Origin of the sequence: Rothia sp. HMSC064F07 (assembly GCF_001837265.1) — a bacterium.
Taxonomy (GTDB): Bacteria; Actinomycetota; Actinomycetes; order Actinomycetales; family Micrococcaceae; genus Rothia; species Rothia mucilaginosa.
This window is the reverse complement of sequence record NZ_KV831926.1, coordinates 1,188,747-1,212,273: the sequence shown is the minus strand read 5'-3', so window position 1 is coordinate 1,212,273 and position 23,527 is coordinate 1,188,747. Positions and strand designations below refer to the sequence as shown.

Annotated in this window: 20 protein-coding genes and 1 tRNA gene; 14 read left to right on the top strand and 7 right to left on the bottom strand. The window is 60.4% G+C overall.

Features of this window, described 5'->3' with window-relative positions:
* The first annotated feature begins 222 nt into the window (after positions 1-222).
* Positions 223-308: transfer RNA gene (locus tag HMPREF2712_RS07285), tRNA-Leu, on the top strand.
* Between the two features lie 173 nt (positions 309-481).
* Here the strand turns inward: HMPREF2712_RS07285 and HMPREF2712_RS07280 are convergent.
* Entirely contained in the window at positions 482-1,567 is a 1,086-nt protein-coding gene (locus HMPREF2712_RS07280; RefSeq protein ID WP_070819627.1) for a 2,3-butanediol dehydrogenase, read from the bottom strand.
* Between the two features lie 339 nt (positions 1,568-1,906).
* Between HMPREF2712_RS07280 and HMPREF2712_RS07275 the strand changes: the two genes are divergently transcribed.
* From HMPREF2712_RS07275 to HMPREF2712_RS07245, 7 genes are all read left to right on the top strand, one after another.
* Positions 1,907-3,481 (top strand): amidohydrolase, encoded by a 1,575-nt coding sequence (locus HMPREF2712_RS07275; protein ID WP_070819626.1) that lies wholly within the window; start codon positions 1,907-1,909, stop codon positions 3,479-3,481.
* A 275-nt stretch (positions 3,482-3,756) separates the two neighbouring features.
* Positions 3,757-4,716 carry an L-lactate dehydrogenase gene (locus HMPREF2712_RS07270; RefSeq protein ID WP_012903553.1) on the top strand — a complete coding sequence of 320 codons (960 nt, stop codon included), beginning with the start codon at positions 3,757-3,759 and terminating at the stop codon, positions 4,714-4,716.
* A 398-nt stretch (positions 4,717-5,114) separates the two neighbouring features.
* Entirely contained in the window at positions 5,115-5,390 is a 276-nt protein-coding gene (locus HMPREF2712_RS07265) for a hypothetical protein (protein ID WP_005509088.1), read from the top strand.
* 184 nt (positions 5,391-5,574) lie between these two features.
* Positions 5,575-6,426: a DNA repair protein RecO gene (recO, locus tag HMPREF2712_RS07260; RefSeq protein ID WP_070819625.1), complete on the top strand. Its 852-nt coding sequence runs from the start codon at positions 5,575-5,577 to the stop codon at positions 6,424-6,426.
* A gap of 175 nt (positions 6,427-6,601) precedes the next feature.
* Entirely contained in the window at positions 6,602-7,393 is a 792-nt protein-coding gene (locus HMPREF2712_RS07255; RefSeq protein WP_049341241.1) for an isoprenyl transferase, read from the top strand.
* Positions 7,394-7,462: 69 nt separating this feature from the next.
* Entirely contained in the window at positions 7,463-8,551 is a 1,089-nt protein-coding gene (locus tag HMPREF2712_RS07250; protein ID WP_049341239.1) for a quinone-dependent dihydroorotate dehydrogenase, read from the top strand.
* Positions 8,552-8,821: 270 nt separating this feature from the next.
* On the top strand, positions 8,822-9,478 hold the full coding sequence (locus HMPREF2712_RS07245) for a DUF6318 family protein (RefSeq protein WP_070819624.1): 657 nt from the start codon (positions 8,822-8,824) through the stop codon (positions 9,476-9,478).
* A 169-nt stretch (positions 9,479-9,647) separates the two neighbouring features.
* Here the strand turns inward: HMPREF2712_RS07245 and HMPREF2712_RS07240 are convergent, their stop codons facing one another.
* Positions 9,648-10,277: a DUF3043 domain-containing protein gene (locus tag HMPREF2712_RS07240; protein ID WP_070819623.1), complete on the bottom strand. Its 630-nt coding sequence runs from the start codon at positions 10,275-10,277 to the stop codon at positions 9,648-9,650.
* A 115-nt stretch (positions 10,278-10,392) separates the two neighbouring features.
* Here HMPREF2712_RS07240 and HMPREF2712_RS07235 point away from each other — a divergent pair, with 115 nt between their 5' ends.
* From HMPREF2712_RS07235 to HMPREF2712_RS07210, 6 genes are all read left to right on the top strand, one after another.
* Complete coding sequence (locus tag HMPREF2712_RS07235; RefSeq protein ID WP_070819622.1) at positions 10,393-11,787, top strand: M20/M25/M40 family metallo-hydrolase; 1,395 nt, start codon at positions 10,393-10,395, stop codon at positions 11,785-11,787.
* Positions 11,788-12,021: 234 nt separating this feature from the next.
* Positions 12,022-12,375 carry a HesB/IscA family protein gene (locus tag HMPREF2712_RS07230; protein WP_049347628.1) on the top strand — a complete coding sequence of 118 codons (354 nt, stop codon included), beginning with the start codon at positions 12,022-12,024 and terminating at the stop codon, positions 12,373-12,375.
* 113 nt (positions 12,376-12,488) lie between these two features.
* Entirely contained in the window at positions 12,489-13,559 is a 1,071-nt protein-coding gene (gene trpD / locus HMPREF2712_RS07225) for an anthranilate phosphoribosyltransferase (protein ID WP_070819621.1), read from the top strand.
* A gap of 542 nt (positions 13,560-14,101) precedes the next feature.
* Positions 14,102-14,551: an NfeD family protein gene (locus tag HMPREF2712_RS07220; protein WP_070616350.1), complete on the top strand. Its 450-nt coding sequence runs from the start codon at positions 14,102-14,104 to the stop codon at positions 14,549-14,551.
* Positions 14,552-14,644: 93 nt separating this feature from the next.
* On the top strand, positions 14,645-15,640 hold the full coding sequence (locus tag HMPREF2712_RS07215; RefSeq protein ID WP_070819620.1) for an SPFH domain-containing protein: 996 nt from the start codon (positions 14,645-14,647) through the stop codon (positions 15,638-15,640).
* Positions 15,641-15,829: 189 nt separating this feature from the next.
* On the top strand, positions 15,830-16,168 hold the full coding sequence (locus HMPREF2712_RS07210) for an RNA polymerase-binding protein RbpA (protein WP_005506034.1): 339 nt from the start codon (positions 15,830-15,832) through the stop codon (positions 16,166-16,168).
* A 245-nt stretch (positions 16,169-16,413) separates the two neighbouring features.
* Here HMPREF2712_RS07210 and HMPREF2712_RS07205 read toward each other — a convergent pair whose 3' ends face one another.
* From HMPREF2712_RS07205 to tatA, 5 genes are all read right to left on the bottom strand, one after another.
* Positions 16,414-17,148: a polyprenol monophosphomannose synthase gene (locus tag HMPREF2712_RS07205; protein WP_070819619.1), complete on the bottom strand. Its 735-nt coding sequence runs from the start codon at positions 17,146-17,148 to the stop codon at positions 16,414-16,416.
* A gap of 122 nt (positions 17,149-17,270) precedes the next feature.
* Complete coding sequence (locus HMPREF2712_RS07200; protein WP_070819618.1) at positions 17,271-18,449, bottom strand: amidohydrolase; 1,179 nt, start codon at positions 18,447-18,449, stop codon at positions 17,271-17,273.
* Between the two features lie 227 nt (positions 18,450-18,676).
* Positions 18,677-21,727, bottom strand: coding sequence for a DEAD/DEAH box helicase (locus tag HMPREF2712_RS07195; RefSeq protein WP_070819617.1), 3,051 nt, complete (start codon positions 21,725-21,727; stop codon positions 18,677-18,679).
* 282 nt (positions 21,728-22,009) lie between these two features.
* The gene (tatC, locus tag HMPREF2712_RS07190; protein ID WP_070819616.1) at positions 22,010-22,891 is read right to left on the bottom strand and encodes a twin-arginine translocase subunit TatC; all 882 of its coding nucleotides are present in this window, start codon (positions 22,889-22,891) and stop codon (positions 22,010-22,012) included.
* Between the two features lie 133 nt (positions 22,892-23,024).
* Entirely contained in the window at positions 23,025-23,270 is a 246-nt protein-coding gene (gene tatA / locus HMPREF2712_RS07185; protein ID WP_005506024.1) for a Sec-independent protein translocase subunit TatA, read from the bottom strand.
* Positions 23,271-23,527: the final 257 nt, after the last annotated feature.

Sequence of the window (23,527 nt, the reverse complement as noted above, 5' to 3'; positions counted from 1 at the left end):
GCTCTTTATTCTAGTCGTTATGACCGAAAATATGGCAGTTGAGTGGGCGTGCCGGTCATATTACTCAAGGTGCGAGAAGATCGCCGGGGGTGTGGGGAACCAGTCAACCTCGAATATGTGATGCAGAACATACTCTTTCGATTTGCGGAGTGTCCAGAAAGCCCGTATAGTATTACGTGTTGCTTCGAACGGCACCGAAAGGAAAACGTTCGAAAGTCACCTGCGCGGGTGGCGGAATAGGCAGACGCGCTAGCTTGAGGTGCTAGTCCTCGTATTAGAGGGTGGGGGTTCAAGTCCCCCCTCGCGCACAGATAATCCCCGGTTCTTCGGAACCGGGGATTTTTGTATGCTCGGTTGTATGTCCGGTAAAAGCACGCAAAAAATAGTGGGGTGAGGCTCCTTGAAAGAACCTCACCCCACACTAGCTGCGCTAAGGAAGCTAGAAGAACAGCTGCATCAGCTGAAACTGAACGAATCAGTATTACTCAGCCAGACGCTCCGGGTCGGTGGTGACCAGAATCTTCACAGCGGTCTCGTTGTGGTGGATCAGGGTGTCGAAGCCCTTGTCAATCAAGTCTTCCACAGCGATCTTGCCGGTGATGAAGGGCTTGAGGTCAATCTTGCCGGACTCAACCAGCTTGATGGTCTCCGGGTGGGAGTTCACGTATGCGATGGTGCCGCGGATATCGAGCTCCTTGAGCACAATCTTCTGAACATCCAGGGAAGCGGGCTTACCCCAAATGGAGACGATGACGACCTTACCGGTGGGCTTGAGAGCATCCAGGATCAGGTCCAGTGCAGGCTGAACGGAGGTGCACTCGAACGCGATGTCGGCGCCACGGCCGTCGGTCAGCTTGTGAATCTCAGCCAGAACGTCGGTCTCTGCGGGGGAGAAAGCGTAGTCAGCAACACCGGAGTCCAGAGCCTTCTGGCGACGCAGCGGGGACAGCTCGGAGATAATAACCTTAGCGCCCTTAGCCTTCAGAACTGCGGAGGTCAGCAGACCGATGGGGCCAGCACCGGTAACCAGTGCGAATGCGCCCTCTTCGAACTCGCCTGCACGCTCAACAGCGTGGTAGCCAACGCTCAGGGGCTCAATCAGTGCAGCCTCGTCCAGGGGAATGTTGTTAGGAATCTTGTGAACCCAGCGACGCTTGACGGCAACCTTCTCGGACAGACCGCCACCGCGACCTGCCAGACCGATGAAGTTCATGTCCTTGGACAGGTGGTAGTCCTTGGAGTCGGGGCCGGTGTAGACGTCATCGCGAATGATGTAGGGCTCGACGACAACGTGGTCGCCAACCTGCAGGTCGTCTACGCCTTCGCCCAGTGCCTCAACAACACCGGAGAATTCGTGACCGAGGGTGACGGGGGAGTCCTCACCAGAAATGGGGTGGGGATGACCGTGCTGGGGGCAGAAGATGGGGCCGTCAAGGTATTCGTGCAGGTCGGTACCGCAAATACCGCACCATGCGACCTTGACCAGAACCTCGCCCGCAGCGGCTTCGGGTGCGGGGATGTCTTCAATGCGGATGTCGTGGCGGTCGTAGAAGCGTGCTGCCTTCATGGGATGGAGCTCCTTAGCGTGGTTGTGGCGCTCACAGCGGTGTGTGCTTGCCGGTACGGTTCGCATCCATGGGTCTGTCACAGCGTTGACAGAGGCCCAAACGACATGGTTTGGACCGGTTGTGAACTGTCCTGCCGGCATTCGCATCGCTAGCGCCGGATGGTGATGGGTGCGGCTGGATTGTCGCTCCCATGTGCTTAACGCTACTCCACTGAATCAAAGATTCCTAGGATATATACAAATTTTCTTTTATGTGACACAAATTTCTTTTTGGGCGTTTTCGACTCCATCACGCCCGAGCATCTAGCGCCCGGCGAGCGCAGACGGTAGCGTAGAAGCATGACTGACGCGAACGCACAGGGCACCGCCGCCCACACCCAGCCCACTTCTGACAGCTCCGGTCGAACGGCACCGAACCGACCCGCCGCAATAACCCGCCACTACGACGCACCCGACGCTGATTGCGTGCGCGGTAGCGAGTACTCCGAAATCCTCGCCCTCGAAACCGAGCAGCGTAAGCGTGCCGCTGACCACCGCCGCAAGCGCGGGCACGCGCATCCCGAACAGGGACATGCTGACAACGGTCAGCCCGAGCAGGAACGTAGCCACGGCAACCGCCACGGTCATGGAAAGGGGCACGGTCACCGCCTCGACGAAGACAGCGGGCTGGCGCATATTCGCCGCGACCTCGCCGAATCCGTCGCCACGCGCGCGGACTCCCTGACCGAAATTCTTATGGCGATTCACGCGCACCCTGAGACTGCCTACGAGGAGTATTTTGCCTCCCGCACGCTCGTTGATGCGGTCCGCGAAGCCTACCCGAACCTCAGGATTGAGTACCCCGCCTTCGGTCTGGACACCGCGTTCAAGGTGGAGCTCACCAGCGCCGACTACAACCCCGCTAAGCACCGCACCATTGCGATTCTCTCCGAATATGACGCGCTGCCGGGCATCGGTCACGGCTGCGGCCACAACGTCATCGCGGTATCCGGGCTGGGCGCTTTCCTTGCCCTGGCGGATGCGCTCGCTACCGGCCCCGAAGCGTTCAGTGGCAGGGTCCTCTACTACGGCACGCCCGCCGAGGAATCCGACGCCGGTAAGGAGCTGATGGCACGCGCCGGCGCATTCGAGCAGGTGGATGCCGCCATCATGGTGCACCCCTACTTTATGGATGTGGCTGATCAGGCGTGGTTGGGTCGCCGCGAATGCCGCGTAACCTATACGGGCGTGAGTGCGCACGCTTCCTCGCATCCGTTTATGGGTCGTAACGCCCTGGATGCGGCGAATCTGGCGTATCAGGGCCTAGGGTTGTTGCGTCAGCAGATTCCCGGTTCTGACCGTATTCACGCGATTATCGACCACGGCGGGGACGCCCCGAATCTGATCCCTGCGACCGCGAGCCTGCACATTAATATCCGTTCCAAGCACGCGCCGACTCTGCGTGCGCTGTCGCGACGGGTTGAGGAGGTGCTGCGCGGTGCGGCGCTCATGGCTGGTGTGAGCGCGGAGGTGACGTGGGATTCTTCGCCGATGACCATGCCGGTGCGCACGAACCGTCCGCTGCTGAAGCGTTGGGTTTCGGCTCAGCGTTCGGTGGGCCGTCACCCGTACCCGCCCGGCACGGTCAGTGACACGCTGGCGGCTTCGACCGATTTCGGTAATGTGAGCCTGCGCGTGCCCGGTATTCACCCGCTCATTCAGATTGCGCCCGAGGGTACCGGTATGCACACGGTGGAGTTCGCGCACTGTGCGGACACTCCGGCGGCGGTTGATGCTGCCCTGGATGCGGCATTCGGGTTGGCTTCTGTGGCTTTGGACTTCCTGGTTGATGACGAATTGGCTCAGGCGGTCCGTGCCGATTTTGAGGCTTCTGGAGGCGCGGTAGATGTGGAGGGCTACTTTAGCGGCATGTGAGCTTGCTCAAAAGGTCAGAACGTCATTATTTGGTTTTGTGAGTGAAAAACACCCCTCATAGCTCATAAAGTCACCAGCACCCATCGAAAAAAGCAAAATATCCCAACACAAAACGCAAAATCTGCGGCATAATAGAACATAACGAAGCAAGCTCACCGGGGAAGGACGCCCACCCAAGGAAATTCAACCCCGAGGCACACACCCGCTTCCCGATAAACCACGCGAGAATCCTCTCGCACCACACGGATAACTCTCACGAAAGAGGGCATACAGCAATGAACGGTGTCAACAACCCCACCAAGCTCGGCGTCATCGGTGCAGGCGGCGTCGGTAGCGCAACCGCATACGCAGCTATGGTCCGCGGCTCCGCAGACGAAATCGTCCTGTACGACATCGACGGCAAGCGCGCACACGCTGAAGCACTGGACATCGCACACGGCGCAATGTTCGCACACGAAGCAACCGTAACCGGTGGCGACGACATCGAGCTGTTGCGCGACTGCGACATGGTCATCATCACCGCAGGTGCTCGCCAGAAGCCGGGTCAGCCCCGCCTCGAACTGGCAGGCGCAAACGTCGCAATCCTCGAGAAGCTGCTGCCGAACATTCTGTCCGTAGCACCCAACGCAATCATCATGCTCGTCACCAACCCCTGTGACGTTCTCACCGTTGTGGCTCAGAAGATTACCGGCCTGCCCGCAAACCGCGTGCTGTCCTCCGGTACCGTTCTGGACTCCTCCCGCCTGCGTTGGCTGATTGCTAACAAGGCTGGTGTCTCCATCAAGAGCGTTCACGCAAACGTTGTTGGCGAGCACGGCGACTCCGAGTTCCCCGTCTGGTCCGCAGCCAACATCGGCATGGTTCCCCTGACCGAGTGGGAGCAGGACGGCAAGCCCGTCTTCACCGAAGAGGTCCGTGCAGAGCTGGCAACCGAAGCTATGCGCGCAGCATACAAGGTCATCGAGGGCAAGGGTTCCACCAACTACGCAATCGGTATCTCCGGCGCACGTATCGCTGAGGCATTCCTCGGCGGCCAGAACGCAGTGCTGCCCGTCTCCACCACCATTGCAGGCGAGCTGTACGGCTTCAAGGACGTTGCACTGTCCCTGCCCACCATCGTCAACCGCGAGGGCATCCAGCGCGTGCTCGAGGTTCCCATGAACGAGGCCGAGCTGGCACAGCTGAAGGCATCCGCTGAGGCAATCCGCGCATCCGCAGCTTCCCTGGGCTTCTAAAAACCCGGCTTCTCATTCTCTCGGGCTCAACCCGTAAGAAGCAAACATTCAGTAGGCGCAGCGTCAAGCTGAGCTAACCGACAGAAGAACCCGCCGCACCCGGCACCCGCCCCTTGAGGAGTGGGGAAGCTGGGGACGGCGGGTTCGCTGTGTCTGTAAGGTTTTTATGCGGGGCTTGATGTGTCGCGTGCTGCTTCGCTTGCCCAATCTGGCTTTATCAGCTTGGCTTGCCCAGCCTGGCTTGACTAACCGGGCTTACCGCTCTGGCTTTGGTGTTCTCTGCACGGCACCGAATTTACCTGCCGATTGACCTGCCGCACCCGTTCATAGTTCCGCGTTTAAACCGCCGTATGACCGCCCGGCGCACACCATAGGCGCGTAGGTAGTAGAATAATGGCATGAGCATTGATCCTCGCACCGAACTCACCCGCCTCCTTGACGCGCTGGAGGCGCACCTGACCGCCGTCGTCAACCGAACCGGCGAGCACGACTCTGCCGTCGATGAGGCGTACGTAGAAATCGCCAACGCCTTCGAAGCCTACGAAGATGCCCTCTTCGAGGCGTACAACGAGGTCACCCCCTTGAGCGTCTACGGTGATGAAGACGAGGATGACCTTGAAGAAATCCTCGACGATGAAGACGACATCGACGACGATATCGAGTACGAGGACTAAATAGCGCCTCGCCCATACGTTACGGACCGACCCCTGACCGGTACCCCCTATGTGGGGTAATACGGCAGGGGTCGAACCGTACCCGCAACACCCCCGCAGCCCCTGCCCTCACCGCCTACTGAGAGCCCACCGAAAACCCGCCCGCCTGATACCCACCGAGCATGTACCGAGAACGGAGACACCCGTGAGCGAACCCCGCACCTGGCGCGACGCCGCCCTCATCCTCCGCACCCAAAAACTCGGCGAAACCGACCGCATCATCATCATGCTCACCCGCGACGGCGGAATCACCCACGCCGTCGCCAAAGCCGTACGCAAACCCACCTCCAAATTCGGTGGACGACTCGAACCGTTCATGCACACCGACCTGTCCTTCAGCCGCGGCAGAACCAACCTGCACACCATCACCCAGGCGGCAACCCTGCACGCCTACACCGCACCCATCATGGCTAACTACGATGCGTACACGTGCGCCTCCACCATCGCCGAACTGGCAGAAGCACTCACCAAAGACACCGACAGCACCGCCGATATTTACACCCTCACCCATGGGGCGCTTGCCGCGCTCGCGCACGGGCAGCACGTGCCGCAGAGGATCCTGACCCGCTACCTGGCGCGCAGCATGAACGCCGCCGGCTGGCCGCTCATCGGGGAGAACTGCACCCGATGCGGCAACCCGCTCGCGAGCACCGATGGCCGGGGCGATAACGGGGCAGACAGTAGTACCCCCGGCGCTACAAGCGGAAGCGGCAGGTACATTGCCTTCCACACCGCCCACACCTACGGGCACCACACGGTCCTCTGCCCCCAATGTGCACCCGCCACCGACACACCCCTGACCGGCCTGCGTGCCGAAGAGCTCGGCTATGCGCTCGCCACCGCATCGGCGGATCCACGCGCCTGGGCGACTATTGACGCGGCGCCGGTGCCGGTCGCCTCCAAAATTCTGGAACTCTACCTGAAAACCACCCAGAACCTGCTCGAGCATCCCCTCAAAACGGCGAGCGCCCTCGAGGCAGAAATTCCTGCGTCGTAAAAGATACACTTCGGTGCGTAAATCGGGCATCAATCAGAGGGCAAAATAAACCCCGAAGCACCCGCCCATGCGCGCTATGTCACGGTAAAATAGCTAACAGCACGCCAGGTTTATATCTGGCGCATATCTAGGCAAACGACCCCGGGGGAGAACCCGCCAGGGAAGAAAGGCACACATGGCACGCACCCAGCCCGTACCCCCGCCCGCACACCCCACCGGGGCAACCCCGCCGCCGATCCCGAAGAAGTTCATTCCGCAGCACGTCGCCGTCGTCATGGACGGTAACGGACGCTGGGCAAACGAACGCGGCCTGCCCCGCACCGAGGGCCACCGCGCCGGCGAGGCGGCACTGCTGGACGTTGTCGCGGGCGCTATCGAAATGGGCATCCCGTACGTGACCGCCTACGCGTTCTCCACCGAAAACTGGAAGCGCTCACCCAGCGAAGTCGCGTTCATCATGCGTTTCTCCACCGAGGTGCTGCAGCGTCAGCTGGCAACCCTCAAAACCTGGGGTGTGCGCATCCGCTGGGCTGGCCGCCGACCCAAGCTGTGGAAGAACGTCATCGAAGAGCTCGAACACTGCGAGCGCGAAACCATCGACAACACCGTCTGCACCCTCACCATGTGCGTGAACTACGGCGGCCGCGCAGAAATCGCTGACGCGGCGGCAGCTATCGCAGCGGACGCTGTGGCGGGCAAGATCAAGCCCGGCAACATTACCGAAAAGACCATCCAGAAGTACCTGGACGAGCCCGACCTGCCCGACGTTGACCTGTTCCTGCGTTCCTCCGGCGAGCAGCGCATCTCGAACTTCCTGCTGTGGCAGAGCGCCTACGCCGAGATGATTTTCATGAACGTGCTCTGGCCCGACGTTGACCGCCGCACCCTCTGGGAAGCTGTCGAAGAGTATGCGCGCCGCGACCGCCGCTACGGTGGCGCTGTCGACGCCGTCGCCAACGACAAGTAGCGGCTCGGCATACAGTCCCGGCTCATAGCCCCATAAACCACCCATACCCTCCAACCTTAGGGAGAACAAATGCGCATCTACCCGACCTTCTTCAACATCTTCTTCAAGGGCATGGACCCCGAGAAGGCACACCACGTCGGCTTCTGGGGCGTTCAGACCCTGCGCAACGTCGGCATCACCCGCGCGCTGCGCAAGTACTTCCAGCCCGCCCCCGAACTGGCAACCACCGTCATGGGCATTACTTTCCCTTCGCCGTTCGGCCTGGCTGCAGGCTTCGACAAGGGCGGTAAGGGCATTGCCGCGCTGGCTGGTATCGGCTTCGGCCACGTCGAGATCGGTACTATTACCGGTCAGGCGCAGCCCGGCAACCCGCAGCCGCGCCTCTTCCGCCTTGTGGAAGATAAGGCGGTCATCAACCGCATGGGCTTCAACAATGACGGTGCCGCAGCGGCAGGCCCGCGCGTTGCTGCCGCCCGCGCAGACCTAGAAACCGAATACCGCGGCGCTGTACGCCCGGTTATCGGCGTGAACATCGGCAAGACCAAGGTCGTTGAGCTTGAGAACGCTATCGAGGACTACCTGATTTCTACCCGCACCCTGGCACCGCAGGCAGACTACCTGGTCGTCAACGTTTCTTCCCCGAACACTCCGGGTCTGCGCACCCTGCAGGCTATCGAGTCGTTGCGCCCGCTGCTTGCCGCCGTGCGTGAAGAGGCAGACCGCGTATGCCCCAACCGCCACGTACCGCTGACCGTGAAGATCGCGCCGGATCTGGTCGATGAGGACGTGATCGAGGTGGCAGCCCTGGCTAAGGAGCTGAAGCTGGACGGCATCATCGCAACCAACACCACCATCGCCCGCGACGGCCTGGGCCTGACCAGCGACATGACCAAGGTCAAGGAAATCGGTGCCGGCGGCCTTTCCGGTGCGCCGCTGAAGCCGCGCTCCCTGGAGGTGCTGCGCCTGCTCAAGCGCGAAATTGGAGACGACCTCGCCATCATCTCCGTTGGCGGCGTGACCACCGCTGAGGATGTGCAGGAGCGCCTGGACGCTGGCGCTGACCTGGTGCAGGGCTACACCGCGTTCCTGTATGAGGGTCCGCTCTGGGCGGCACACATTAACCGTGGCCTGGTGAAGCTGCGCCGCGCTCGCCGCTAGAAGGTTTACGCCCCGCCGGGTGACTGGCGGGGGAGGGAGCCTCACGCTCCCGGCGTGCTGAAAGGGGGCACCGTTCTCTACCCGTAGGGGGTGGAGGCGGTGCCCCTTTTGTGTGCCCTCTATTCAGCCGAAAAGCCACATGTGTTTCGAAAAGCCACTAAAGAAGTAGCTTTTCGAAACACATGTGGCTTCTGGACGTTTAAGATGTATGCTCGCGCATAATGGAGATAAGCGGGAGACCATGCACTACAACGATGTGGAGGACCAACCATGAACCCCAACATTCTGAACCGCCGCTCAATGCTGACCGGCGGCACATTCATCAGCCTCAGCACCCTACTCGCCGCCTGCGTGCCGCACGACATCACAACTGCAGGAGACGGATCCACAGCCTCCGGCACGCCTGCCACCAACAGCAGCTCAAGCAGCAGTGCTGGCAACAACGTCGGTAACGGCGAATACCGCAAAGCAGATGCCAAAGGCCCCGCCCAGAACGTCCCCAAACCCAACGCCCCCGAAAACGGATACCGCGCAAAGACCCCCGACGGCATCCTCAAAACCATGGACGCCTGGAACCAATGGATCAACTACGGCGTCCAAACCGGCGACTACAGCAAAGCCCGCGAATTCCTCTCCGCCTCAAACGACGGAGAACTCAAAATCTACAAGGAAGTAGAAGCGCTCTACCAGCGCGGCGGATGGGTCATCGACGGCATCGAACACTTCGAACCCGAAGGCATACCCTGGAGCGACGACCGCCAAACCTACTACCTGAAAACCAGCCACGAATGGGACAAACACACCGAAGTGGAACCCGACGGCCGCCAAGAAACCTGGAGCAGCGACAAGGAAGAAGAAATCTACACATTCGCCCTCGAACACCGCGACGGTAGATGGGAGATCCTCTACTCCCGAATCGAAGCCTAGGCACGGATACATTCGTCCAGAAGCCACATGTGTTTCGAAAAGCCACCAAAGAAGTAGCTTCTCGAAACACATGTGGCTTCTCGCGTATAGAGGATTAGCGGGCATAAAAATAGGGGAGAGGCCTGAACCTTCAGGACCTCTCCCCAAGCACCTATAAGGCACTAACGACTTAGTGCGGGTACTCGCCGTACTTCACCATCGGAACCGGGCGGCGCATACGACGAATCATCATTACACGGTTAAACGCATACATGCCAGAACCACGCTGAACCTCACCGAACTTCGCAATCAGCTTCTTCTTCAGGCTGCGCCACAAAATAAAGTAGTCAACAACCCACAGAATCATCAGCGCATACATTGCGTACACGGAACCGTAATAAACCGTTGCACCAACGCTAGACGTACCCGACACACCCTGAGCAATCCAGCCACCAATAAGCAGAACCAGCAGCACAGCCAACATAAAATCGCCAAGGTTACGGCGCGCATCCACATAATCACGGATATAACGGCGCTGCGAACCACGGTCCACGGCGGGCAGGTAACGCTGATCGCCACCCATCAACGCATCATTCTGACGCTCACGAGCCTTCGCCATCGCCTCACGTTCACGAGCCTTCGCCTCCTTACGGTCACTAACAACCAGAGGCTGACGACGAGCCGCCTGCTGCTCCTTACGCGAAGGAGTAGGACGGCCCTTCTTCGGGGTGAACTTCGGATTAACCGGAGCCTGAGGCTCCTCTACAACCTGCGGCTGAACAGCTTCCGCTTCAGCCTTCTCTTTCTTACGACCAAACACCCTCCCATCATACCCGAACGGCACACACCAAACCCGCCCCCACAAGCCCACACCAGCAACTGAAACAACCCCAACCACCCGGCGGCAGCGGGTAAGGTGGGGGTAAGGTAGAAACATGACTACTGAATTCACCCACCACAGCGCCCTACGCGACGCCGTCACCAAAAACTTCGAAGCAACCCTGCAGACCCTCACCGAGCTCGTCGCCATCCCCTCCATCGCCTGGGAATCGCACGACCTCACCCAGGTAGACCGCAGCGCCGAGGCAGTCGCCGCGCTCGCAACCAAGGCAGGCTTCAACAACGTACGCATCGAACGTGCCACCTACACCACCGCCGACGGCACCGAAAAGCAGGGCATGCCCGCCGTCATCGCCTCCCGCCCCGCCGCAGAAGGCTACCCAACCATCCTGCTCTACGCCCACCACGACGTGCAGCCCGCCGGCAACCTCGACCTGTGGGACACCGACCCCTTCGTCGCAACCCGCAAGGGCGACCGCCTCTACGGCCGCGGTGCAGCAGACGACAAGGCAGGCATCCTCGTGCACCTCGCCGCGCTCGCAGCCCTCAACGAAACTCTCGGCGATGACTTCAATCTCGGTGTGAAGCTCTTCATCGAAGGCGAAGAAGAGGCAGGCTCACCCTCCTTCGTCTCCTTCCTCAACACATACCGTGAGGAACTGTCCGCCGACTACATTGTCGTCGCAGACTCCGCCAACTGGCGTGCCGGCGTACCCGCACTCACCACCAGCCTGCGCGGCGTCGCATCCGGCGACATCGAAGTGCGCGTCGGTAGCCACGCCATCCACTCCGGCATGTTCGGCGGCCCCATGCTCGACGCACACACCCTCATGGCGCAGCTACTCGCCACCCTGCATGACGCAACCGGCGCCGTAGCCGTCGAAGGTCTGCACCGCGCCCCCGAACCCGAACTCGAATACGCCGAAGCAGACTTCCGCAACGACTCCGGCATCCTCGACACCGTACCCCTGGCAGGCACCGGATCCGTTGCCTCCCGCCTGTGGACCCAGCCGGCAATCTCCGTCATCGGCATGGACATCCCCTCCATCGCAACCTCCTCCAACACCCTCGCCGTCGTATCCCGCGCACGCATCAGCACCCGCCTAGCACCCGGCGACAACCCCGAAAACGCACACCGCGCACTTGCCGAACACATCAAGGCACACGCACCCCACGGTGCCCAGGCGAACTACACCGCCGTCGACTCCGGCATGCCCGTCGCCACCGAAGTCGACGCAGACGGTGCACAGACCGCCCTCGACGCAATGCGCGCCGCCTGGGACGTAGAACCCGTACAGACCGGCATGGGCGGCTCCATCCCGTTCATCTCCGACCTGAAGGACCTCTTCCCGCAGGCACAGATCCTCGTCACCGGCGTAGAAGACCCCGACACCCGCGCACACAGCGCCAACGAGTCCCTCTACATCCCGGACTTCAAGAACGCAATCCTCGCGGAGGCACTGCTTCTGAGCGCACTCGGCGCTCGCTAGGAACATCCACAAAAAGTGGGGGAGAAGGGTCACAAACCCCAACCCCCACTTTTTCGGTATCCTAGAAGCAGAATTACATGTCAAGCCCCCACACCAACACTCACGCCCCCGGCGAACTATGCACACCCTAGGTTGTACATCAAACACTCGGGCGCGTATCGTGAAGGCTAAAACGCCCACACGCACCCACACGCGGCGCACACGGGCAACCAACCAAACAAAAGGACAACACCAATGAGTGAAACCACCACCGAACTGCCGACCCACGGCGTCAACCTCACCGAAGTAGCACAGACCAAGGTCCGCACCCTCCTCGAACAGGAAGGCCGCACCGACCTGCGCCTGCGCATCGCCGTCCAGCCCGGCGGCTGCTCCGGCCTCATCTACCAGCTCTACTTCGACGAGCGCGTCCTCGACGGCGACGCAGTCCGCGACTTCGACGGCGTAGAGGTCATCGTCGATAAGATGAGCGCACCCTACCTCGACGGCTCCACCATCGACTTCGAAGACACCATCGAAAAGCAGGGCTTCTCCATCGACAACCCCAATGCAGCAGGCTCCTGCGCATGCGGTGACTCCTTCCACTAAACCGAAGACACCCCAGCGCTAAGCACCCCACGGTGCAACACGCCTAACAAACCCCCGTCTCGCATACTGCACCCAACCATGCAGATACGCGGCGGGGGTTTTACACTTAACACATGACTACGCACGAAATCACCTGGAAATACATCCTCAACCAGCTCGTCAAACACCAAAACCTCACCGACACCGAAGTCTCCTGGGCAATGGACCACATCATGACCGGCCAAACCGAACAGCCGATCCTCGCATCCTTCCTCACCGCCCTCCACTCCAAAGGCGAAACCCCCGAAGAACTCGGCGCACTCGCAGCCGGCATGATCGCCAAAGCCGAAACCGTCGACATCGACCCCCACGCCGTAGACATCGTCGGCACCGGCGGCGACCAGCAAAACACCGTCAACATCTCCACCATGGCGGCCCTCGTCATCGCAGGCACCGGCGCCACCGTCGTCAAACACGGCAACCGCGCCTCCACCTCCAAATCCGGCTCCGCAGACGTCCTTGAAGCCCTCGGAATCCGCCTCGACATGCCCATTCCCGCAGTCGCCGAATGCGCTCGCGAGACCGGCATCACGTTCCTATTTGCGATGACTTTCCACCCGGCAATGCGCCACGTGGGCCCGACCCGCCGCCTGCTGGGCATTCCGACCGCGTTCAACTACCTGGGCCCCATGACGAACCCGGCTCGCGTGAAGTCTTCGGCTATCGGCGTTGCTAACCCGGTCATGGCTGAGAAGATGGCTCACGTCTTCGCTGAGCGCGGCGACCACGCCCTGATTTTCCGCGGTGATGACGGCCTGGACGAGCTGACCATCGCGACTACGAGCCGCCTGTGGGAGGCTGTCGACGGCGAGATGACCGAGTATCGTTTTGACCCGACCGAGTACGGTCTGCAGAACGCACCGCTGGAGCAGCTGCGAGGCGGCGACGCCGAGTACAACGCGGGCATTTTCCGCGCAATTTTGGCGGGGGAGGGCGAGGCCCCGAAGAGCCCGCTGCGCGCAATTCACGACGCTGTGCTCATCAACGCAGCCGCAGGCCTGGTCGCGTACCGCCCGGTCAACGGGGAGAGCTTTGAGACCCGCTTCACTCAGGCTTTGGCTGATGCACGCGAATCCATTGCATCCGGTGCAGCGGAGCGTGTGCTCAACGCATGGGTAGAGTTCAGCGAAAAGCACGCAGAATAAAGAAGCCCAGCATAAAGAAGCTCAGTAGCTGATGACAAACACCCGAGATGGGGCGCACCGAAAGGTGTGGAGTCTCGGGTGTTTGTCGTTTAACGGGATGCGTTGAGGAGCCCGAAGGTTCGGGGCATGTGAGCGTGCGGCTGAGTGTCGAGGAAGACGCAAGGCGCGTGGAGCTCAGAATAGCGGAGTTCAGAACCGCGGATGGAACAGTGTAGTCGCACTGCGAGGAGCACAGGTTTGACCTGTGCCAGCCTGAGCGTAGAAAGCACCGGTGAGCAGTCGGTGGGGTAGTGAAAAATAGGTCTACTTTACATAATGTATATTATCGGCTTTTTAGGGAGGCCTAGAATGAACCAAAGATTCCCCGTATCTAAATAAAGTCTTAACAGTTCATGTATTAACCTCACTCGGTCACCAGAACTGTCGCCAGCACTCAATCCACCTGAAATAATGGATATACCCCGCATCACGAAGGTGCTGTCGCCTCGTGTGCAGATCCAACGTCAACCACGCCGGTTGATGTACACCAAAGGAGAAAACTCGTGGATTGGCTCTTTGAGACACCCTGGACACTCTGGGTTGCACTCGCCCTCGTTTTCGCCGTCATAGAAATGCTCAGCCTCGACCTGTTCTTTCTTATGCTGGCGATTAGCGCAGGCATCACCGCAGCAATATCGCCCTTCGTGGATAACATGCTGATTCGAACCGTTATTTTCGTGGTGATCTGCCTGATTCTGGTTCTTGGCCTGCGCCCGCCGCTGCTGAAAAAGCTCAATAAATCAGCCACCGGAGCTGTCACTAATGCCGAAGCACTCGTTGGTGCTGAGGTGCGCGTCACTCAAGATGTGACTAGCGAAACCGGTTTGGTGGTACTGGCTGGCGACACCTGGACGGCGCGCACCGCCTCCGGAACGCTCGTAGCAGGATCACACGCGAGGGTACGAGCCATTGAGGGTGCTACCGCAATCGTAGAGCCTCTCCCCCATGACTAAGACCAACAAACTAAGACCCATCTGAATACTGGCTCCAAATGCCAATTCAGATGCCCTAGAACACACCATATAACTCACCGATAAGGAGAAACAATGCCTATCAGCCTTATTCTGACGGTCCTACTCATCCTCTTCGTGCTGACGATGCTCGCAAAGACCGTGCGCGTCATCCCGCAGGGACGAGCCGGCATCGTCGAACGACTGGGTAAATTCCACGCCGTTCTCAACCCCGGCCTGCACATCGTCATCCCTGTAGTTGACCGCGTGCTGCCCCTCATCGACCTGCGCGAACAGGTCGTTTCCTTCCCCGCGCAGTCCGTGATTACCGAAGATAACCTCGTGGTCGGCATCGACACCGTCGTGTACTTCCAGGTCACCGACCCGCGCTCGGCAACCTACGAAATCACCAACTACATTCGCGCCGTAGACGAGCTGACCAGCGCAACCCTGCGTAACGTCGTCGGTGGCCTGAACCTGGAGCAGACCCTCACCTCCCGCGACCAGATCAACGCTGAACTGCGAGGTGTACTCGACTCCACCACCGGCCGCTGGGGCCTGCGCGTCTCCCGCGTGGACATCAAGGAAATCCAGCCCCCGGTGTCCATCCAGGACTCCATGGAGAAGCAGATGCGTGCAGAGCGTGACCGTCGCGCCGCAATCCTCACCGCAGAAGGCCAGAAGCAGTCCGACATTCTGACTGCAGAAGGTGAATCCCGCGCCGCAATCCTGCGTGCAGAGGGTGAAAAGCAGGCGCAAATCCTTCGTGCAGAAGGTGACGCACAGTCCGCAATCCTGCGCGCAAACGGTGAAGCAGAAGCCGTGCAGAAGGTCTTCGCAGCAATTCACGAATCCAACCCCAGCCAGCAGCTGCTCACCTACCAGTACCTGCAGACCCTGCCCAAGCTCGCCGAAGGCGACGCCAACAAGCTCTGGTTCATCCCGACCGAACTCGGCGATGCACTGCGCGGCCTGGGCAACGCATTCGGCACCCTGCCCGCATCCGACCTTGCGGACGCACCGAAGAAGCCCGCAGCAGAGGCACCCAAGAGCGCACCGCAGGCACCCGGAAGCTACGGCATCAACGGCTAAACGCGAAATCTAACGCATAAAAAGGCGTGAATCACCAAAAATCACGCCGAATAAATACCACCACGTTGGGCGGGTGGAGACTATTACCGATATAATGGATGTTTTGTAAACGTTCGAGGGAATAGCTCTCCCCCGCCCAACGTTATGCCTAAAGCGCCAAAGAGCGCACCCGACGACACTGGAGGAAAAATGAGCGATCGTAGCCTGCGCGGTATGCGCCTGGGTTCCCAGTCGATGGAAACCGAATCGAACGTACAGCCCGCGCCCCGCCAGCGCGTCGAATACCGTACCGCTGACGGTGACCGCGTTTTCGTGACCTTCGCAGCAGAAGCAGAAATCCCCTCGGTATGGACCGCAAAGTCCGGCAAGGAAGCATACCTCGTCAACGGCGACTCTACCGCAGACGCCGAAGAAGAGAAGCCCGCACGTACCCACTGGGATATGCTCATGGAACGCCGTAGCATCGAAGAGCTGGAAAAGACTCTGGAAGACCGCCTGGAATACTACCGCAAGCACTACGCGCTCTAAAAGCACCGTAGACATGCCGTAGAAACGCTGTAGAAGCCCGCGCTGTAAAGAAAGCCCGCTAAGCGCCACTCGTGCTCTTAGCGGGCTTTCTCGTTGTGTTGCTGGATTCAGTCGGTACGTGAGTCAGGCGTGAGCTAAGAAAGAGCGCTACAGAAAGTGAAAGGACCGGGGGCGGATACATTATGTATCCGCCCCCGGTCCTTTCGTATAAATCTCAGGTGCGAGAAGCGTCTGAGCAAGGAGTCTTACTTGCCCAGAGCCTTCTTCAGCTTCTGAATGCGGTTAGTCATGCCCCAGCGAGTCACCTTAGACATGGAGTCAAAGATAATGTTGCCGTCCATCTTCGAAGCGCCAATCTCACGCTCAACGAAGGTAATCGGAACCTCAACAATATTCAGGCCAGCCTGCTCAGAACGCCACGCCAGATCAACCTGGAACACGTAGCCCTTAGAGTCAATACCGTCCAGGTTCAGACGCTGCAGGGCCTCACGACGGTACGCGCGGAAACCAGCGGTAATGTCCTTAATGGAGGTACCCAGAATCAGGCGGGTGTACAGGTTAGCGCCGCGAGAGAGAATCTGACGGTGAGCCGGCCAGTTCTTGGTCTTGCCACCGGGAACGTAACGCGAACCAATAGCCAGGTCAGCGCCTGCCTCCACGGCACGAACCAGAGAAGGAAGCTGCTCAGGCTGATGCGAGCAGTCAGCGTCCATCTCAATCAGAACGTCGTAGCCTGCCTCAAGGCCCCAATCGAAGCCAGCAAGGTACGCGCCGCCCAGGCCGTCCTTAACGGTGCGGTGCAGAACGTGAATCTGGGAATCCTTAGCCGACAGCTCATCAGCAATCTGGCCGGTGCCGTCGGGGCTGTTATCATCCACCACGAGAATGTCCACCTCGGGAGCTGCCTTACGAAGACGCTCTACCACGATGGGTAGGTTCTCCTTCTCGTTATACGTCGGGATGACAGTTAGAACGCGCATATTACTCCCTCACAGGTGTATATAAAACAGACCGGTAGATGTCCAGTATACCGGGTAAACATTCAAATCAATGAATTATTGAGGGGTTGAAACCCCTTAAAAAGCCTCTGACAAGCTAAAAATTAGTTACTTTCAGTGTAAATAGATTCCAGGATGGGCAGAGGCGAATCTTCATCCAACACCGGAAGCAGCGGAATGCGAGCACGAGGGTCGGTACTCCACGATGCTACGCGGGAGTCGGGTGCCTGGACCATGAGGGCTTCTACGCGCCACTGTGCTACGAATGCTGGGGTGTCGGGTGCGAACTGGCCGGTGAAGGGGTTTTCTTCGTGGGCTAGGCGGTATACGCCGCGGGTGAGGGCGGCGAAGGCGCTGCGTGCGGAGATGCCGTATTCGTCGTTGACGAGTTCGCGGATGAGGGACCAGGCGCCGGGTGCGTACAGCTGAGCATCAGAGCCCAGCGCGATGGAGGTGCCGGCTGCGTTTGCGCGGCGGGCTACGGATGCCACAGATTCGCGTGCTTCTCCCCCGGCGTGTGCGAGGAGTGCTTGGACGGTGTCGTTGGCGGTTTCGTCTTCTTCGGGTTCGCAAACGCTGAGGCCGAGGTTGATGCGTGCTTCTGCCAGCTGGGTGAGGTATTCGTCGGTGATGGGGTCCTGCGGGGTGCTGGTTGCTGCGTCGAGGCGGATGGACAGCCAGGGGCGGGTTTCGCGTACGGCGAGTGCGGCGTCGGCTGCGGTGGTGAAGCTGGTGGATGCGTCGATGGAGAGTAGGAGTGCGGCGTCTTCGGCTACCTGTGCTGCTGCGGGGGCTTCGGCGGGTGCGACAAAGATGCCGACTAGCTGCAGGCCCTTGATGGCGCGTTCGCCTTCGGTGAGGGGGCGTAGTGCCTTGATGGCGCTGATGAGTTCGTCGGTTTCTACGCCGGTGGCGTTGAGGATGAGGCGGATGTCGGGTACGCCGTGTTCGGCGCTGTAGTAGCTGAGCGCGGAGACGAGGTCGGGTACGTCTTCCATGCCGGCGAGTAGGGTGTGGGTGTGGTAGCCGGCTGCGCGGTATGCCTGCAGGTAGTCGAGGATTTCGGGTGCTTCTTTGCCTGCGACCGGTGCTAGGGCGCGTGCAAAGGCGGGGGTTAGTAGGGCGCCGTCGAGTTCGGTGATGGTGGCTGATTCGTCGGCAATGGAGCGTGCCCCGGAGTCGGAACCAACCCAGCGGACGAAGCCGTCTTCGACGAGCATTGCGGTTGCGTACGGGTCGACCGGGCTGTACACGCTACCATCTACAAAAATACGGGTAGACATTAGATTCCTTTCACCTTTGAGGCGCGCCGAGGCGCACACGGGGCGGGCACTTCAATTGTGCTCGCGTAGCTTAGCTGAGCGTCTCATTTGAGTATAGAAGCACCCCCGCTGCCTGTGGTAGTTCGTTCGTCCTTAGATGAGGCGGAACTTAGATGATGCAGAACAATGCACAGTAGCGGGGGTGGTGGCCCGAGCTGGTCGGGTGCGGTGTAGCACTACGGTGCGGGTTAGACGTCGAGTGCGACTACGCCGCGGCGTACCGCCTCAATTGCTTCTTCACAGCGGGCGCGGATGACCGGGTCCAGGGAACGGATGTGCGCAATTTGGTCTAGGGCGTCCAGTACCTGCTTTGCCCAGCGTACGAAGTCGCCGGCGGCAAGGCCGGTGTCCTCGATTGCCTTTGCGAGGTGGGCGCCGTTTGCCCAGGCGTACATGGGTTCGACCAGGCCGAAGTCGCATGCGGGGGTCGGGTTGACCTTGAACTGTTCCTCGGCTGCGTTCAGGTCGGCGAGGCGCTGCGTAATCGTCGCGATGGGTGCGCGCAGGGACGGGTGCGGGTAATGAGCCAGGTATTCCACGGCGTCGCGCTTACCCTGATAGGTTAGTGCGGCGACGGTTGCCGCGATGGCGGCGGGCTCCAGTCCGTCGAGGAAGTGCGCGTCTAGGCACAGGGCGGTCAGTAGGTCGCGCTCGCCGTAGATACGGCGCAGAGCCTGGCCGCCGGTGGTTAGCGACAACTCGCCGTCTTCGGTGCGTTCGACGTAGCCGTAGCTCTCCAGCAGACGCGCAATGCGGTTGAAGACCTGAGCGATCGTGTTGGTGCGGCGGGCAATCTGACGGCGCAACCCTTCCGTCTCAGAGTTGAGCTTCTGCCAGCGCTCAGCCCAACGCATGTGGTTTGCACGGTCCGAGCAGCCGTGGCACGGGTGGTTACGCAGCTGAGCCTGCAGAGCCTCCAGCTGAGCGTCAATGCTGTTCTGACGAGCCGGGATGTTCTGCTGTGCGAGCGCACGCGGGGCGCGGCCGTCGTAGAGTGCCTGACGCATGCGGCTTGCGGTGTCGCGGCGTTCCTTGGCGGTTTTGAGGCTTAGGCGCTTGGGGATTTTGATGCGTGAGACCGGTTCGACGGCGCCTTCGAAATCGCGGGTTGAGGCGGTGCGCTGGTGTGCATCCTCGGTGACGATGCCGATGCGCGGGTCGGAGTGCGAATCGGAACGGGTGATGACGACTGCGTAGCCGCGGGAGCGGCCGTGCGGAATGTAGATGATGTCGCCGGGCAGTAGCTGCTGGATGCTGTGGTGTGCCTGCGCGCGTGCGTGGCGTTCGTTGCTCTTAGACGCTTTCTTTTCCAGTTCGGCGATGTGGCGGCTGAGCTGGACGTATTCGGTGAAGTCGCCCAGGTGGCATGCCATGGCTTCGCGGTAGCCTTCTAGGGCGCTTTCGTTTTTGCGTACGCGGGAGGCGACGCCGACGACCGACTTGTCTGCCTGGAACTGTGCGAAGGAGGATTCCAGGATTTTGCGGGTGCGTTCGGCGCCGTAGGAGGCGATGAGGTTTGCCGCCATGTTGTAGGTGGGGCGGAATGAGGAGTTCAGCGGGTAGGTGCGGGTTGAGGCGAGGGTTGCCACGTGTTCTGGGGACATGCCGGGGCGCCACATGACAACGGCGTGGCCTTCGATGTCGATGCCGCGGCGGCCTGCGCGTCCGGTCAGCTGGGTGTACTCGCCGGGGGTGATGTCCACGTGGGATTCGCCGTTGTACTTGGTGAGCTTTTCCAGGATGACGGTGCGGGCGGGCATGTTGATGCCCAGTGCGAGGGTTTCGGTGGCGAAGACCAGCTTGATGAGGCCTTGGGCGAAGAGGGTTTCGACGACCTCCTTGAACAGGGGCAGTAGGCCGGCGTGGTGTGCGGCGATACCGCGAATCAGTCCGTCACGCCATTCGTAGTAGCCGAGGGTGTTTAGGTCGCGGGTGTCCAGGTGAGCGGTCGCTTCCGCAATGTAGGCGCGGATGGTCTGCTGCTGTTCGGGGGTGGTCAGCGTAATATCGGCGGATACGCAGTGGCTGACCGCGCCGTCGCAACCGGCTCGGGAGAAGATAAAGCAGATTGCGGGAAGCAGGCCCTGCTTGTCGAGGGCGCGCACCATCTCCGGGCGGGTAATGCGCTGCGGACGCAGAGGCTTCTGCTCACCGCGCGCATCAAAGTCCCGGTCGTTACTGAAACGATCGTTGCTGAAACGGTCACGACGGTCCGAGCGGCCGCGCTCGCCGCTGCTGAACGTCTCATTCAGCCAGCCTTCACGGCGGTGACGGAAACGTTCACGCTTGCCGCCGTAGCGTCCGCGGCCCGGTGCGGAACGGAAGCCGGGGCGTAGCGCCTTCAGCTGCGGGTTCAGGCGCAGACCGGCAAGCAGAGGGTTGGCGCCCGCCTCCACGGTTGCGCCGCGCTGCTTAGCTTTCTGTGCCTTCTTCGCCTGCTTGCGGGAGAGCTTCTCCTCCGGCTCCTGGTTCTTACCCTGCGCGGAGTTGTCTTCGGGTACGAACAGGTCCACCACGCGGTGACCGACCATCATGTGCTGCCACAGGGGCACCGGACGGTGCTCAGAAACAATAATGTCCGTGCCGCCGCGCACCGTATCCAGCCACGCGCCGAACTCCTCAACGTTCGACACCGTAGCCGACAGAGAAATGACGTTCACGTGCTCGGGAAGGTGAATAATCGCCTCTTCCCACACCGCGCCACGGAAACGGTCCGCCAGGTAGTGCACCTCATCCATCACCACATAGCCCAGGCCGGTCAGCGTGGTCGAGTTGGCGTAGAGCATGTTGCGCAGCACCTCGGTGGTCATCACGACCACGGGTGCTTCCGTGTTGATGCTCGTATCGCCGGTGAGCAGGCCCACGTAGTCCTCGCCGTACGCGCGCACAAAGTCGTGGTACTTCTGGTTGCTCAGCGCCTTAATGGGGGTCGTGTAGAACGCCTTCATGCCGCGGCGCAACGCCAGGTAGATACCGAACTCACCCACAATGGTCTTACCGGCACCCGTAGGCGCGGCAACGAGGACGGAGCGGTCCGCCTCCACAGCGGCACACGCCTGACGCTGAAAATCATCCAGCGGAAAATCAAGGGACGCCTCAAAAGCCCCGAGGGCGGTCTTCGCGTATGCGGCGCGCTCTCGGGATGCGGCGTAGGCGGCAGCGTAGTCGGTGCCGGTCTGCTCGTTAGAAGAGTTAGAAGTGTGTGCGTCGGATGTGTGCTGTGCGTGGTGCTTGCTCATAGTATGTCCAGTGTAACCGCTCGCCCACCGCCCACCTTCCGAAAGCATCCCGGATGGGCACTAATCCGGTACGGGCGAACAGCGAGCGCACCGGCGGCACAGTTTCGGCGCAATTTATGCTCAGTTTCTGCCGGGATGTACCGGCGGGCGTTGTAAAAATTCGTCTGTGCGCCTCTTCGTCTGTGCGCCTCGAGACGCTTTCCGGGGACGCGAAAGGGGCGGGATACAGGTTCTCTGTACCCCGCCCCTTTCGGTTAGGTTGCTCAAAGCGAGCTATTCAATTTAGGAAGTCTTCTCGTCCTCGAAGTAACCCATCTTCGCCAGGTCTTCGGCGCTGGTTGCGGTGTTCAGGCTTGCTTCGTCTGCACCCTGCGCCAGCTTTGCGAGCTTGCGGTCGCGGCGCTTGTCGTTAATCATGCAGATGAGGATTGCTGCGAAGAAGAAGATCAGTAGCGGCGCCATGAGCACGAACATCATCATGATGTCGCTACCGGGTGCAGTCAGCGCTGCAATCACTGCAACGAGCACAACAACCCAGCGCCAAGACTTCAGGATGGTCTTACCGCGGATTAGACCCAGCATGTTAATGCCGACCAGAATCACGGGGATGATGAAGGCGCAAGAGAATGTAACGACGAACTTCAAGATGAAGGAGATGTACACGCCCGCGTCAATGTAGTTACTGTCGTTGAGGGGGGTGAACTTCAGCAGCGCGTAGACCACGCCGGGGAGGGTGAAGTACGAAATGGCGACACCGCAGGCAAACGCGAAAATAGATGCGGTGAGGAAGCCGAAGAGATACTTCTTCTCCTTGGTGTGCAGTGCCGGCAGCAGGAATCGCAGTGCCTGGTAGAGCCAGACGGGAGAGGCGATTACCAAGCCGATGTACATACCGACCTTCAGCAGCTGGTCGAAAGGAGATGCGACGCTACCGTAGTTCAGGTTTGCGTTGCGGCCGGTTTCTGCGTTGATCTGCTGCAGGGGTGCAGAGATCATATCGATGAAAGGCTGGTAGAGGAAGACCGTACCGATGATGGCTGCGATGACGGTTGCGATAGCCGCTTTGATGAGGCGGTCGCGGAATTCGCGCAGGTGTTCCTTGAGTTCCATGCGTGCTTCAGGATTGATTTTGCGGTTGCGCACGTCCTGGTCAGGTGTTGCCACGTGGTGTCCTCTGGGTGTCGGTGCCGTGTGTGATTCGGCTGAGGGGGTCTGGTGGGGTGTTTATGGGGTGGTGCCGCAAAACCCGTGCCGGCCGGTGGGCTGGCACGGGTTTGGTGCGTCGGTGGCGGGACCGTTACTTGGTTTCGGTCTTGCCGTCCTTGCCGTTGTCTACGACCTCAGCGGTGACGACCTCTTCGCCGTCCTTCTCGCGGGGGTCCTTCTTGGAGTCGTTCTTCAGGCCCTCAACTTCGGTCTTGAAGATGCGCATGGACTGGCCGAGGCTGCGTGCCATACCGGGCAGCTTGGGTGCGCCGAAGAGCAGGACGATGAGGAGGATAACGACGATGATGGTCGCGGGGTGGCTGAAAATCTGGCCCATGGTGGTGTGCCTTTCTGTTAGAGCAGGTCTCCGATGTTTTGAGGTTGGCCGAGTCGATCTCGTCGGGAGACCCGTCGCTTGATCCGCTCAGACCTGCGTGTCTGCTTACCTTGTTCGTAGTTATTGTATGCCTCAGTGATGGGTGTGAATACCCCGAGGGTGGTGTCTCGCGGGAGTTTTCGGCTTGCGTTCGCTTGCGCTGCGTCGAATTGTCCCTCGATTGACTCGACCCAGGTTACGGTTTCGTCAAGGAGTGT